The 13,960-nt window shown below is 48.5% G+C and carries 9 protein-coding genes; 2 read left to right on the top strand and 7 right to left on the bottom strand.

Going from position 1 to position 13,960, the window contains the following annotated elements; all coding sequences use genetic code 11:
- Positions 1 to 52: 52 nt before the first annotated feature.
- From BMW71_RS03780 to holA, 3 genes are read right to left on the bottom strand one after another with little or no spacing between them, the layout of a single operon-like run.
- The gene (locus BMW71_RS03780) at positions 53 to 1,732 is read right to left on the bottom strand and encodes a porin family protein (RefSeq protein WP_244891066.1); all 1,680 of its coding nucleotides are present in this window, start codon (positions 1,730 to 1,732) and stop codon (positions 53 to 55) included.
- Positions 1,729 to 4,713, bottom strand: coding sequence for a tetratricopeptide repeat protein (locus tag BMW71_RS03785; protein ID WP_244891080.1), 2,985 nt, complete (start codon positions 4,711 to 4,713; stop codon positions 1,729 to 1,731). The genes BMW71_RS03780 and BMW71_RS03785 overlap by 4 nt, the downstream gene beginning before the upstream one ends.
- Before the next feature lie 38 nt (positions 4,714 to 4,751).
- Positions 4,752 to 5,774, bottom strand: a complete 1,023-nt coding sequence (gene holA, locus BMW71_RS03790; protein WP_092169625.1) for a DNA polymerase III subunit delta — start codon at positions 5,772 to 5,774, stop codon at positions 4,752 to 4,754.
- Positions 5,775 to 5,896: 122 nt separating this feature from the next.
- Between holA and BMW71_RS03795 the strand changes: the two genes are divergently transcribed.
- The gene (locus BMW71_RS03795) at positions 5,897 to 6,595 is read left to right on the top strand and encodes a tetratricopeptide repeat protein (protein WP_092169627.1); all 699 of its coding nucleotides are present in this window, start codon (positions 5,897 to 5,899) and stop codon (positions 6,593 to 6,595) included.
- Here BMW71_RS03795 and BMW71_RS03800 read toward each other — a convergent pair.
- Both BMW71_RS03800 and BMW71_RS03805 read right to left on the bottom strand, forming a co-directional pair.
- Positions 6,582 to 7,418, bottom strand: coding sequence for a universal stress protein (locus tag BMW71_RS03800; protein ID WP_092169630.1), 837 nt, complete (start codon positions 7,416 to 7,418; stop codon positions 6,582 to 6,584). The two genes, BMW71_RS03795 and BMW71_RS03800, sit on opposite strands and share 14 nt — an antisense overlap.
- A 15-nt stretch (positions 7,419 to 7,433) precedes the next feature.
- Positions 7,434 to 8,360, bottom strand: a complete 927-nt coding sequence (locus BMW71_RS03805; RefSeq protein ID WP_092169633.1) for a 2-hydroxyacid dehydrogenase — start codon at positions 8,358 to 8,360, stop codon at positions 7,434 to 7,436.
- Between the two features lie 236 nt (positions 8,361 to 8,596).
- Here BMW71_RS03805 and BMW71_RS03810 point away from each other — a divergent pair, with 236 nt between their 5' ends.
- Positions 8,597 to 9,445, top strand: a complete 849-nt coding sequence (locus tag BMW71_RS03810; RefSeq protein WP_092169635.1) for a DUF2911 domain-containing protein — start codon at positions 8,597 to 8,599, stop codon at positions 9,443 to 9,445.
- Positions 9,446 to 9,488: 43 nt separating this feature from the next.
- On the opposite strand, the gene BMW71_RS03815 is transcribed toward BMW71_RS03810, so the two are convergent.
- Together BMW71_RS03815 and BMW71_RS03820 are read right to left on the bottom strand one after the other, a co-directional pair.
- Entirely contained in the window at positions 9,489 to 11,225 is a 1,737-nt protein-coding gene (locus tag BMW71_RS03815) for a sodium:solute symporter family transporter (protein WP_092169638.1), read from the bottom strand.
- Positions 11,226 to 11,324: 99 nt separating this feature from the next.
- A complete protein-coding gene (locus BMW71_RS03820) occupies positions 11,325 to 13,817 on the bottom strand; it encodes a PIG-L family deacetylase (protein WP_244891067.1) in 2,493 nt (830 codons plus the stop codon).
- Positions 13,818 to 13,960 lie beyond the last annotated feature (143 nt).

The raw sequence follows: 13,960 nt of genomic DNA on the forward strand, positions 1-13,960 counted from the left end.
AATCGGCAATAATGGCACCATATTTCCCGACCAATGACCCTGCTAAACCGACCTAAAACTTGAACCCGATACCTCCAAGAACCTGAATGGTTCGGACGGGATAGTAGTTAAACCGTTCGTAGCGCTGATTGAGCAGGTTGTTTCCTTTAACAAAGGCGGAAAACCGGCGGGTAAATGCATAATCCGCGTGCAGGTGCAGGTCCAGCAGGGGATCCAGTCTTCGTTCGGTGTCCGAAGCCAGATTGATGGCCCGGATACCTCCCATCGCATGAAGGTTGGCATGGATGGTCCAGTGCTCATCCGGGGTAAAGGAATTGTTTATGCGGGCCTCCCACTCCGGACGGTGCCAGGCGGAAGCAATTTCATCCAGGGTGTATTGGTAGTAATGAAGAGAGGCATCGAGTCGATAGGCATTGTCGTAGGTATAGTTGACCGTACCGTGGTACTCCAATACCTTGGCGTTATTGTCGTAAATAAGCTGAAACCGGGTGCTATCCATGGCGTTGTTTCCAAAGAAATGCAAATTGGTAAAGTCCCCGTATTTGAAGCCCAGCTGGTAATTGACCAGATCGTTGACCTTTCCAGAAATACCTGCATCTACCTGAAAGTTCTGTATGGCATTCCGAAGCTGTTCGGAGGGACCCAGAAACGGATTTTCCTGTACGAAATCGTGATAGGTGGTTCGGTTGACGTCACCGGCATACCTACCGTAAATGCCAAACTCCGGCAGCAGGTGGTACGACAGAAAGACCGTCGGAAACACATAAAATTCCTTCAACTTATTCGGAACGATGTCGTTTTCGTGAATCACATTTGCCCCGATTTTTACCTGTAGTCCCTCGCGAATGTACTGGGCATAGGGATGCAATTTGAAATAGTTTCTGGTAATGGACTCGTAATTCACATCACTTGGGGAAGTAAAGGCCAACAGGGATTCAATTCCCCCATTTAGGTTTTCATTGGCGCGAAAACCCACGTTTGCGTTTACCAGGGCTTCGGTCTCCTGCGCTTCGTACCGATCGTCAAACAACCGCAACGAAAGGCTGGCTCCGTAGTTAAAGGGTTCCGTCTGTTCAATTCTCCGGATACCTACCTGTGTCCGAATGGTATGAAAAACCTGCCGAATCGTATCGGCAAGCACTTGTGTCTCGGGTTGGGGGGTATACCCATAGAAATGATAGGCATCTCTTTCGTAGCCAAACTTCCCGTAGATTTCCACGATGTCTTTGTACATACTACCGGTTAGCCGTACCCGGGTATGGGTCTCGGCGGAGTTTTCCCCATCGACCGGACCGGTATAGTAGCCCTGGTGCTTCAAGTGGAGCCCGTAGGAAAGCTCCGGATCGACCTGGGGAAAAAGATCCAGTTGAATCAACGGTGAGGCATAATTACCAAATCCAAGTTTGGCAGTTCCCATGGTTTGGTCTGTTTCCGGCCGGGGAAAATCCTTTTGGAAGGGTTGGGTTTCTAGCGCCACCGGAGCAAGGGGAAGAAAATAGTTGGTTACCTCGTAGCTGTAATTGGGCGTAGTGGAGACCGGGGGCAATGCGGGGCTATTTTCGAAAACCCGGGACTGTTTGGGAAGCGTCAATACCCGGTCTTTTCGGATGATAAACTCCGTATCCCGAATCTCCCCCCGTTGAGATTCGGGCTGATCTTGTGCCTGTAGGGGTCCGCCAAGCACGGCCGCCAGTAAGATTCCCCAGATCAATCGCTGTTTCCCCTGCTTCATTCTGTGGTGGTGTTGATGGTTTGCAATAATTCTTCGGCTTCATTTACAACTTCCGGAACGGAGGAATTCTCGACAATGGATTCAAGCGTTGCCTTCGCTTGAAAGGTTTCATCCATGGCGATGTAATTTTTTGCCAGTAGCACAAACTGCATCCCGTACCAACGTTCGTACGAAGCAAAGGGCTGCGAATAGCTGAAAATCAGTTCGTTGGAAGCTTCGTGTTCACCCGCTTGATTTCGTATCCATGCGAGTCGATACAACGCCTCGGCACCCTGCTCCGAGGTATAATTTTCGACCAATTGCCGGTATGCCGCTGCCGCCTCGGTCGGATTACCATTGGATTCCAGTGATTTTCCTTTGATTAGCAAGGCTCTTGGTACCGCATCTACCGTAATATTGCCCAATGCAACGATCTTATCGGCCCAACTAACGGCCTCTGGGAAATTCCCGATTTCAAAGGTGGCTGTCATTAGTCCGGAATAGGCATCGTATTCCTCCGCAACACTTCGGGCGTTTTCGGCGGTAAACTCAAAATACGGAATGGCTTTGGCATAATTTTCCCGTTCAAATTCGATGATCGCTATTTTTTGGAATACCCGGGTTTTCAGGTTGATATCGGAAGTGTTTTCCAATTGGTAGTAGCGCTCCAGGGCTTTGTCGGTACTGCCTTGCCGGTAATGCGCGTCCGCCAGGTAATAGCTGGCCTCGGGTACCTGGCTGGAATTCGGGTAATTTCGCAGAAAGCTTTCCAACGAGCGGATTGCCTGCTCGTACGATTGATTGAATACCAGACTTTTGGCTGCTTCAAATTCCACGTTTTCCAAATTACTGCTACTGGGATTCGATTTGCGGTATTCCGACAGGTACGTAGAAAACTCCTCGGGTCTCCCTTGCAGGGAGAGACTCTCCTGGAGTCCCACCAGGGCTGTTTCTCCGTTGGAAGCATTGGGGTAGTCGTCCAGAATCTTTTTATAATCCGCAATTGCCTGGTCGTATTCCTTCAGGGAATAATTGGCTACCGCCCTGCCCTCCAGCGCAAAGGGGATAAACGGACTATTGGGTTTCTGGGCTATCAGGGTACTGAAAACCTCCCTTCCCTGCCGGTAATTTAGATCCTCCATGTGAATTTGGGCCTTTTGAAACAGCGCATCTTCCAGGTAAAGGCTGTTGGGGAAGCGGTTTGCCACCTGGTCCAATAGCCGGATCGCTTCGAGGTTTCTATTTTGAAAATTGGCCACAACGCCGCCCCTGAAATAGGCATAATCGCTATACGGACTGCTTTCCTTAATGGCTCGCTGAAAGGTAGTGGCTGCTGCATCAAATTTTTTCTGTATGTAATACACGTCTCCCAGGCGCAACAGGGCATCGTGGTACTGTTCTTTTTCGCGTTCGCGGTTGTTTCGCAACTTGTCCGTATAGGCTTTGAACTGCCTTTCGGCCTTATCGTAATTCCCCTGGTTAAAATAAGCATATCCCAGGCCATAGTGGGTTTTAATGAGCGCAGGATCAGAGCTGGGGGGGTTCATGGCCAATACACGTTCATACGCCTGTATGGCCGCTTCCGGCTTATTCGCTACCGCATTTGCCTCACCTTTCCAAAATTGCGCCAAAACCTGCAGGGACTTGTCCTCGGGGTAACGGAGCGACTTGTCCAAAAGCTGCAAGGTACCCGAGGGATTATTGTCCCGGAAATAGGCCATCGCCTGGTAGAAGGTTACTTTTTGGTAGGCCTCCCGTATACGCGCCGACGGCTGCTGCATGCGTTCCATGTGCTGGATCGCCCGCAGGTAATTGTTGGTATTGATCAGCGCGTCGCTGAGCAAGTCTTCGGCTTGTGCGAAACGAGTTCCCCGGGGATAATCATTCAGGTATTGGTCCAGCGCTGTAACCGCCTCCTGAAATTTGCCCATTTCCAGGTTTACCTTGGCGTAATTAAACAAGGCTTCTTCTTTTATCTCCGGATTGAAGGCCATTTTATAGGCCGCACTAAAACTATTGGCCGCAAAGGGCAAGTTCTCTAATTGAATGTAGGCATGGCCCAGAAAATAGCTGGATACCTGACCCAAAGCGTCGCTTAGGAGCGCTACCTCTTTGAAAAAATTACTGGCGATTTGAAATTGGCTGATTTCATAATGGGCTACTCCCGCCTTGTACTGTTGGTCCCGGGACAAGGCACCTTTTTTCGCGGAAACAAACGATTGGTAATGGTAAGCGGCTTGTTCGTAGGCATTATCCGCGTAATACGCCTCCGCGAGCAATAAATGCACCTGCTCCCGCTTTTCAAGTCCGGCTTTATCGATGATGGGCGCGGCGTAGGCAATTACCTGGGGCAAGTCTCCTTGTTGGTAATACAGTGCCGTCAACATGTAGGGAACCTTCAGGCTAAATTCCCTGGACTTTTCGGCTTCTTTAAAATTTGTGACAGCCGTCTCAAAATCTTTCTGTTGAAAGGCACTAAAACCGGCATAGTAATACGCGCTGGCTAAAAAAGGGCTTTTGTAACGTTTGGCCCGTTCGAAGTAGTTTTGGGCCTGTGAGTAATTTTTCAATTGAAAAAAACTATAACCCGTTTTGAATAATAGCTCCGGATGCCGCTCCTGGCTTAGGGGAATTCCGCGCAAGCGGCCAAAATTTTCAATGGCTTCCCGGTAATTCCGTCCGGTAAAGTAATGATTACCCAGAACCCATGCCGCTTCATGAGCCAGGGGCTCTTCCGGATAATCCAGTACAAAGGCTTCGAGCGAAGACGTGCCCTCCGGAAAATCCCCCCTTAGTGAAGAAAGTCCCTGGTAATAGTGTACCTCAATGGATTTCTCCCGGCTCAGTTCGTGAAGGCGCAACTGCTCAAAGGCCTCGCGGGAAGCGGCAAACTGGTCTTTGTAGAACAAATCCAATGCATCCTGAAAGGCGGGTTCGACCTCCTGCTGGTGTAGGGTGGCCTGTCCTGAAGCAAGCAGCTGTACTCCCAAAACCAAATACACTGCTAGCAATCCTATCCGTTTTCTTTTCATCGCTCGGATCAATGTAGAATTTTAAAAATGAGTTCTTTGAGAATTTGTGACTCGTCCAGATTGTTGGCTAAGACACCTTTGGAACGCAAATCTGCCTCTCTTAGGTATCCGATGATATCAATAATCTTGCCTAAGGGGTAATTTTTTGCCGCAGTTGTGTATTCTTTTATAAAATAGGGGTTTACTTTCAGCGCAACGGCCAATTCACGGTCTCCCATTCCCTTACTAGCCTTTACCTGAAGCAGGCGACTAAAATGCAAATAAAGCAGGCTTAATAGGGGAATCAAGGGGTGGGATTTTGGGTTTTGCGCAAAATACTGAATGATGGTATTCGCCTTTTGTACGTCCTTATAGCTAAGTGAATTGGTCAACTCAAAATTATTGAAGTCCTTGCTGATTCCGATGAACTGCTGAATGTGCCCGGTATTGATCGCTACCGGCTCATCAAAGTTGATAAGCATCTTATCGATTTCATTGGTGAGCACCTCCATGTTGTTACCAATGGACTCGGCAAGCACCTGACAGGCCCGGGTCTCGATGGTAAACCCTTTTCCTTTGACATAGTCGTCAATGTAGGGGGCCAATTTGTATTCGGGTACCTTATCGGATTTCACAAAAACGGCCCGCTTGTCCAGTTCTTTCGCCAGGGCCTTCCTTCCATCCAAGACCTTGTATTTGTGGGCAAAAACGAGGATGGTACTGGGAAGGGGGTTTTTTAGGTAATGGATCAGTTGCTGATCGGCCTGCTCCCTGCCCAAATCCTGGATGGCCTGGGCCTCCTTTACGATGACTACCTGTCGTTCAGACATCATGGGAAACCGTTTGGCGTTGGTCAGAATAGTTGCCATGTTCGTTTCTTTCCCGTAAAGAATGATCTGATTGAATCCACGGTCTTGGTGAGCAAGGGCATTGTTTTCAATATACCCGGTTATTTTATCGATGAAATAGGGCTCTTCTCCCTGAAGAAAATAGACGGGTGCAAAGTTATTTGCTTCCAGATCTTTGAGAATACTTTCCGGTTTACTGGGCATACCTGAATTAAAAATATCGCGATAAGAGTTCAAATATAAAAAGAATAAAGGATTATCAAGGGTGGATGGAAACAATACCTTCCTTACTTTTGTATCTATAGCGTAACCAAAACGTAGCGACATTGAAATCATTGGAAATTGGCATTGCCTATTACAAGGAGGGTAAATTTGAAGAGGCCCTAAAGGTCTTTAATCAGCTCATTGAATCGGAGGGGCCGCTACCTGAGCACCTGCATTACCGGGCGCGCATTCAGTCCCGGTTGGGCGCATTGGATCAGGCAATCGCTGATTTCGATGCGCTCCTACAACTTGAGCCCTACAATACTACCTTTATTAGTGACCGTGCGGTGGTTTTGCATTTATTGAGGCGAAACGAAGAAGCCATGCAAGCCTTCGACCAGGCCCTAAATCTGGACCCACAGAATCCGTACCGCTATTCCAGCAGGGCCTATTTCAAGGACCGGATCGGCGATCTGAAAGGGGCTATCGAAGATTACGAACGTGCGATTGAGATGGATCCAGAAGATGCAGTATCGTTGAATAATAAAGGGTTGGTAGAGGAAAAGTTGGGCTACCTGGGTGCAGCGCGGCAGAGCTTTTCCAAATCGGACCGACTAACCGGCTATACGCCTCCGGAACAACGGCAGCCGGATAATGGAAACGAACAGTCCCTACCGGGCAGCGACTCTCAACCGAAACCAGAAAAGGCCAAACCACTCACCATCCGGCACGTTTTCGCGATACTCAATAAATTGGTGACTGACAAGGCCACCCGTAGGGAGTTTAAAAATTTCATCCGATCAAAAATCAAAGGCGCTTGATCACGTAGAGCGGCTTGTTGATGAAGTAGGACATTTTTTTTGACAAATTTTTTGTAAACAACTGTTCAAAAAAGGTTTTCTTTTTACTCAGCGTAAAGAGCACGTTTCCCTTTGCCGTGATGAGGTAGTTTTCTAGTCCCAGGCCAGGGTCATCCCGGTAGGATTTTAGGACAAAATTCACCTTTTCCATGGCAACAAACGGTTCTACTTCTTCCACCATAGTCAAATGGAGCGCCTTGTCGATGGTGTGAATTCGTGTACTTACGTGCACGACATCTAGCTCCGAATCAAAGACTTTCGCAAAATCCACCACGCGCTGAATGGCCAGTTTGTCCTCTTCCTGGTAGTTGGTAGCATACACCACCTTTCTGGGGATTTTGAAAAAGACTTTTCTGGGAACGATAAAAACGTCGCAGTCTGCGCTTTGCACCACCTTGCTTGACTTGGTGCCGATGTAATTTTTCTTAAATTCATTGATACCTTCCGTGCCCATCACGATCAAATCTGCCGCTTCAACTTCGGCACAGTTTAAGATGGTGGAGATGGTTTTTCCTTCTTTTAGGAGTCCGCTACAGGAATTAAGGCCCCGGGAAAGGCTTTCTTCCCGCACCGCCGCCACCAGGGATTCTAGCTTTTTTTTGGCTGTCTGAAGGCCTTCGCCCGGCGCAGCCCCCGGAAAAAGCTTCTCGTAGTCTTCCTTATCCGGAACGTGTAGCAAAAATAGATTTGCATTCCATTTTTCACCCAATTTTGCGGCATATTCGATCGCATTTAACGAACATTCCGAAAAGTCGGTAGGACAAAGGATGGTATAGGTTTTCATAAAGAATCAATAGGTTTAATACCCCTGTGTCTTACTTATTTGATTGATCAGGGGTCTGTTTTGCAGCAAATTTTTATAGTTTTCTATAATTTGGGGGGCTGCAGCCCGGTAATTGGTAATACTGGCTATATGCGGGGTAATGGTAATTTGCTCTTGTGTCCAAAAGGGATGCTCCGGGGGCAAGGGTTCCTGCTGAAATACGTCCAGTAAGGCTCCTGAAATTCGACCGGATTCAATGGCCGGGATCAGATCCGCTTCCACCAGGTGTTTGCCTCGGGCCACGTTGATCAGGTAGGTACCCGGCGTACATTTCTGAAAGAATGCGCTGTTTAGAAAACCCTCCGTCTTCTCCGTCAGCGGAAGCAGGCAGACCAGCACGTTCACCTTGTCTAGAAAGGCCTTCAATTGTTCTCCGTAAAAATAAGGGTGCCGGAAATCGGCCTTGGGACGGTTGCCGTATCCGACCACCGGAATCCCTAAGCCAGCAAGCTTATCGAGCGCATCTCCCCCGAGTTCACCCACTCCCATCACGCCTACCGTGATCGGGATCTCGGGCTGGCTCATATCCCAGGTTTTGGACCGTTTGTCTCGAATGTAGCGGAGGATTTGCCGGTGGAAATTGAGAACGCCCATCACCACGTAATTGGTCATCGAATAGGTAAGCCGAGGGTCCACGATCCGGGTGATCGGCACCTTATCGGGCACATAATCGGCCAGGATATGGTCTACCCCGGAGCCCATGGAACAAATCAGTTTCAAATGGGGAAATCTCTTGAGGATCCCCTTTGGGTGTTGCCAAAGAACTACCACTTCCACATCCTCCGGCCTGCCGACTTCCGGATACACCTGAAGGTCAATACCCGGGTCCAACTCATTAAAAACTGCGATCCAGTTCGCGATTTCTTTTTCCGATTTATTTGGCGCAACAATTGCTAGTCCCATTGAAAGAATAATCCTGTTAGAAATAAAACAAGTTAAAAATGATCGCCCAAAATTCCTGCAACCCTACACTGTACACACACGAATACCGGGCAGGAAGATTGAATTTTTCAACGTAATTCCTGCAATTTAACTATCTTTGCCCACATTTATAGAACCGTTAAAATAAAGTAAACCCAGGCTGCAATCCCGAGTTGAATTTCAAGGCAATCATACAGACAATCTAAATAAAAATAACTATGAAAACAAAAAAAATGCTTTTTCTAATCGCTATTTTGTCATTGGTGCAATTTTCTGTCTCGGCGCAGATCAGCATGCCACAGGCCAGCCCGAGTAGCAAAATCAGTCAGCAAATGGGACTCACAGTACTCCACCTGGACTACAGCCGTCCCGGAAAACGGGAAAGAAAAATTTTTGGGGAACTGGTGCCTTACGGACAAGTATGGCGTACCGGGGCCAATAATCCCAGTACCCTCGAATTCGATACCGAAATAACCGTAAACGGACAAGCCCTCCCCGCAGGAAAATACGCCTTGTATTCGATCCCTGGAAAAAGTCAGTGGACCGTGATCTTCTCCAAAAATACCGAATTATGGGGTGCCATGGGCTACGATTCCAGCGACGACGCCTTGCGGATTCAAGTACCCGCCCAAAAGCTAAAAGAGCCAGTGGAAACCATGACCATGGCATTTGCAGACCTAACCGATTCCGGAGCCACATTAAACCTTTCCTGGGACAAGACCCAGATTGGGTTTCGGTTGGAATCGGAAGTGGATCCCATTGTCATGAAACAAATTAAAGAATTACTCATCGACCAGGAAAACGACAATCCCGGTCTCAATTTTCAGGCGGCCAATTACTATTTCACCAACGATAAAGACCTAACTACCGCATTGGAATGGATCAGCAAATCGGTGGAGAAAGACCCGAAGTACTACACCGTACATTTGATGGCAAAAATCCAGGCCAAACTGGGTATGAAAGCGGAAGCTGAAGAAACGGCCAAAAAATCCATGAACATGGCCGAAGAGGCCAACAATCCGGATTATATCGGCTTGAACGAACGATTGATTGAATCGCTAAAATAATCCACAGCAGGAGCTGCCGACCCCCGGCAGCTCTTATTACCTTTTATTCTTTATCTAACGCCGGTTTTCCTTGTGGCCCTGCGCCCGTACCAAGCTGAATCAGCATGGAAATAAGCATGACCAGTAGGCAGCCAATGGCATTGTACCACAAATACCCCACGTCGATATCCCAACCGTATACCGTTGTTCCGTTGAAGTAATGGAGCAACAAAATCAGTACTTCCGTAAGAATCGCCGCTGAAAATACAGCTCTACCCCCTACCCACTTTAAGAAAAATCCAACCAAAAAGATACCCAATATGGTTCCATAAAATAAGGAACCCAATAAATTGACGGCCTGTATCAGGTTTTCAAACAAGGTAGCATAGGTAGCGAACAACACGGCAAACAAGCCCCAAAGAGCGGTAAACCACTTCGAGGACAACATGTAATGCCGGGAACTTCCGGATCGGTACAAGGACCGCTTATAGATATCCATAGTGGTAGTAGCCGACAAGGCATTCAATTCGGAGGCGGTAGAGGACATCGCCGCGCTGAAAATCACGGCAAATAAGAGCCCTACGATACCCTGGGGCAAATAATCCATGACAAAACGCATGAACACATAGTCCGTATCGTTGGTTTCTGCCAGCGGGTCGTGCTGGACGATCAAGGCTTTCACCTGATCGCGTACTTCCTCCTGCTTTTGGGATTGCTCCGCAAGCTGCGCTTGCTGCCGCCGAACTTCCTGATCGTCTTCCGATTCAATTGCCCCCAACAATTCCTGTATATGCTGACTTTTGCGCGCAAATACCTCGCTGTAATCCTCCTCCAAGCCTTGCAGTTGCTCGACGTATTCACTTTGCTTGAGCTTATCCAGTTGGATGGTATTGAAGATGACCGGGGGCTGAAAAAACTGGTAAAACACAAAGACCATCACCCCGATAAATAAAATTACGAACTGCATGGGGACTTTCAAGAACCCGTTCATCATCAAGCCCATGCGGCTTTGGGTAAGGGAGCGCCCACTCAGGTACCGTTGGACCTGGGACTGGTCTGTTCCAAAATAGGAAAGAAACAAAAACAAAGCGCCCGTGACCCCCGACCAAAAATTATACCGGTCCGAAAGGTCAAATTCGAAATTAACGATGTTCAATTTCTCCATCTTTCCGGCAAGGTGCAGCGCTTCGGTAAATTTTACCGGGATCAGTTGAATGACGATGATACCCGCCAAAACCATTCCTCCCATCATCACAGCCATTTGTTGCTTTTGCGTAATGGAAACGGCCTTGGTACCGCCAGAAACCGTATAAATGATCACCATCATGCCAATAAATACATTGGTGATGGTCAGGTTCCATCCCAACAGGGTGGACAAAATAATGGAAGGTGCATAAATGGTGATCCCCGCAGCCAGGCCCCGCTGTACCAAAAACAAGCCAGCCGTGAGGGTCCGTGTTTTCAGGTCAAACCGTGATTCGAGAAATTCATAAGCGGTATAGACCTTTAGCCGGTAGTAGATCGGCAGGAAAACCACCGAAATAATGATCATGGCCACGGGCAAGCCAAAATAAAACTGAATGAACCGCATGCCATCTGCATAGGCCTGTCCTGGCGTACTCAAAAAAGTAATGGCTGAAGCTTGCGTGGCCATAATGGAAAGCCCAATGGTCCACCAATTGAGATCATCCCCACCCCGCAGGTACTTGTCCATGTCCTTTGGACCATAGGTTTTGTACACACCATACGCAGCAATCGCCAGCAAGGTGCCAAACATGACGGACCAGTCTAGGTAGCTCATGAAAAAGCGCGGGTCAACCAATAAAAAAACGCGATTAACAGGGTCAAAACCACTACCTGCATCCAGTACAATCGGTTCCAGTGATGGAATTCTCTCTCCTTACTCATGGGCTTGTTCGATGAGGTTTACAAATAACTTTATTGCGCCCGGTACACCGGCAGGCAGCAATCGGAACCAGGAAATGCCGGAATAGGTATAGGTCCCTTCCCCGTAACGGGCTACCAATAGCGATCCTTTTGTCGGAGGCTCGTTGGGATCTTGCATTTGCAGGGGTGTCTGGTACGCTTCATCCCAACTACCGGGAAAATACAAGCCCCTTTCTTGGACCCAACCGTCAAAATCACTTTCCTCAATTGTGTTCGGCTGCGTCAATACCGGATGGTCTTTCAGGATCAGGGAAACCGGCGAATCCTCTACCGTAATCCGGTCTCGGGACAATTCCAGCGGATAGGGACCCAACTGCCGGGATAGCAAGGGAGAACTGGTATTGTACTGCACGATAAGGTTGCCACCTTGCTTTACGTAATCCATCAGGGCAGCGGTTTGGTTGGCCAACCCCTGGTTAACGTTGAAGGCCCGGATGCCGACAATTAAGGTGGTGTACTTTCCAAATACCGATCCTCCCAGGTTCCCGCTTTCGAGAATTTCTACCGTATAGCCCAGGTTTCGCAAAATATCCGGAATTTCGTCCCCGGCCCCGGGAATATAGCCAATGGTCTGTTTCCGGAGATCCATGTTGAGGCGAATTAAATTAAAGGAAGCTTCAGGAAAATAGGTCAGATTGGGGATGTGCGGATGGACGATCCGCTTTTTTCCTTGCATGTAGACCGACCCTTCCCTCGTTTTGTAAAACACGGTATGCTGTGATTTGGATTCGCCATTTGGGTTTCTCAATGCGACGTTAAAAAATAGGCGATTGCTGCTCGGATCAGCCAGGCTATCCAGTACCGTGTAATCACCCGATTCCAATCCTTCGATTCCCAACACACCAGGTTCGATTGCTCCTTCAAAAGACACCGTCACCCCGATACGGGCTTCCTGCTGTCCGAGCAAAAAGACGTTCTCCTGATCCACTGCCAGAGAAATCTTTGGAACCAGTGTAAATGGCTGAATGATTTCCCCGTTGACCTGGTCATTGTACCGGTACTGAAGGGGAAGGCGTACTTCCATTTCCTGATCGTAAAGCCGAAAACGAAGGATTCCGCTAACGGCCGGATCGTTAAAAGGCTTCCCGATAGCGTTTTGCTCGGCTACGGTGTAGAGATTATCTTCGGCCGGACTTTTCAGCCAATAGGGCTGAGAGACCGGGTGCGTGGACGGAATTCGCAATTCCTGCTCCCATTCGACAGGTTGGTTGTTGGAAAGACCTGCGTTGATCGGATAGCGGGTACCCAATACTTCGAAATGGTCCAACTCAAGGCGTTCGTCGCCGGGTTGATTCACAATCAGCCGTGCATTAATCCGGTCTGATGGAAACGATAGCTCTTTATTTGCCAAAAACAAGGCCTTCCATCCCAGAACGTCCAAAATGAGTTGCTCCACCTGACGTTGTTTTTCACTGACCCAGGGAAAGTTTTCTTGAACCTGGTTCAGCATTGTTCGAATTTCCAGCAGCTCGGGTAGGTTATTGACGGGTGTGGCAAAATCGAAAATCGCTAGTAACTCCTCTATTCGATTCAAAATTTCCCGACCTTCGGACAACTGCTGCCAGCGGTCGGAAATGCCCTCAAAGGGATCGGACTCAAACGGCTCTCCTCCTACAAATTCGATAAAGTCTTTTCCCTCGCCAATACTTGCTGTAGAACCAAAGCCCTGGGACTTATGCATGGTGCGACTGTCCGCTGCAATCTGGGAATAACTGGTCCCTAACAGCGCATTGTATTCGCCAACCGGAAATGTATGGTAGGGTATATCCGGTTTGGGCTCGTACTGGCTTCCCCAGCTGTAAGCGTTCCAAAAAATGCGTTTGGCAGACCAGGGCTCGACCTCGTGTAACTGTTCGGGAAAGGCATCGGCCTGTCCCGAGCGTTCAAAAGCCTCAGCCGCCAGGATGGCAGAGGTCGTGTGGTGCCCGTGCGTGGTGCCGGGGGTGGTATTGAACCGGGTAATAATCAAATCCGGCTGAAAATTGCGAATGACCCAAACCAAATCGGAAAGGAGTTTATTTCTGTCCCAGTTGCTAAGTGTTTCGTCAGGATTTCGGCTGTATCCGAAATCGATTGCCCTGGAAAAGAACTGCTTTCCTCCGTCTGTTTCGCGGGCTTTGAGCAATTCCTGCGTTCGGATCATGCCCAATTCAATGCCTAATTCTTTGCCAATAAGGTTTTGTCCACCGTCTCCCCGGGTGAGGGACAAGTAGCCCACCTCGGCGTGCAGGCCATTTGCCAGGTAGGCGATCAAGCGGGTATTTTCGTCGTCGGGATGAGCCGCTACATACAGTACGCGCTTCGTTTCACGGAGCCGTAACAGCTCATGGTATATCTCCGAGCTACTCTGTGCGAACGAAACCGATCCGACTAGCGGCAAAAATGCCATAAAATACAAGAGCCCAGACAAAACGGGAGCCAAATAACGGGTTGGTGTAGGTATCATGGTTCAAGCTAAGCATTGTGACAGCGATCGTAAAACTAAATTACATTAATGGAGAAATAAGCAGATTAAATCTAAAAAGACTTTCCGATTCGGGTTATCTCCTTGCATGTGTTTTTATTTTACGCTATATTCTGCCTGTAAGA

Source organism: Cyclobacterium xiamenense (assembly GCF_900109255.1).
In the GTDB taxonomy this organism is placed as follows: Bacteria; Bacteroidota; Bacteroidia; order Cytophagales; family Cyclobacteriaceae; genus Cyclobacterium; species Cyclobacterium xiamenense.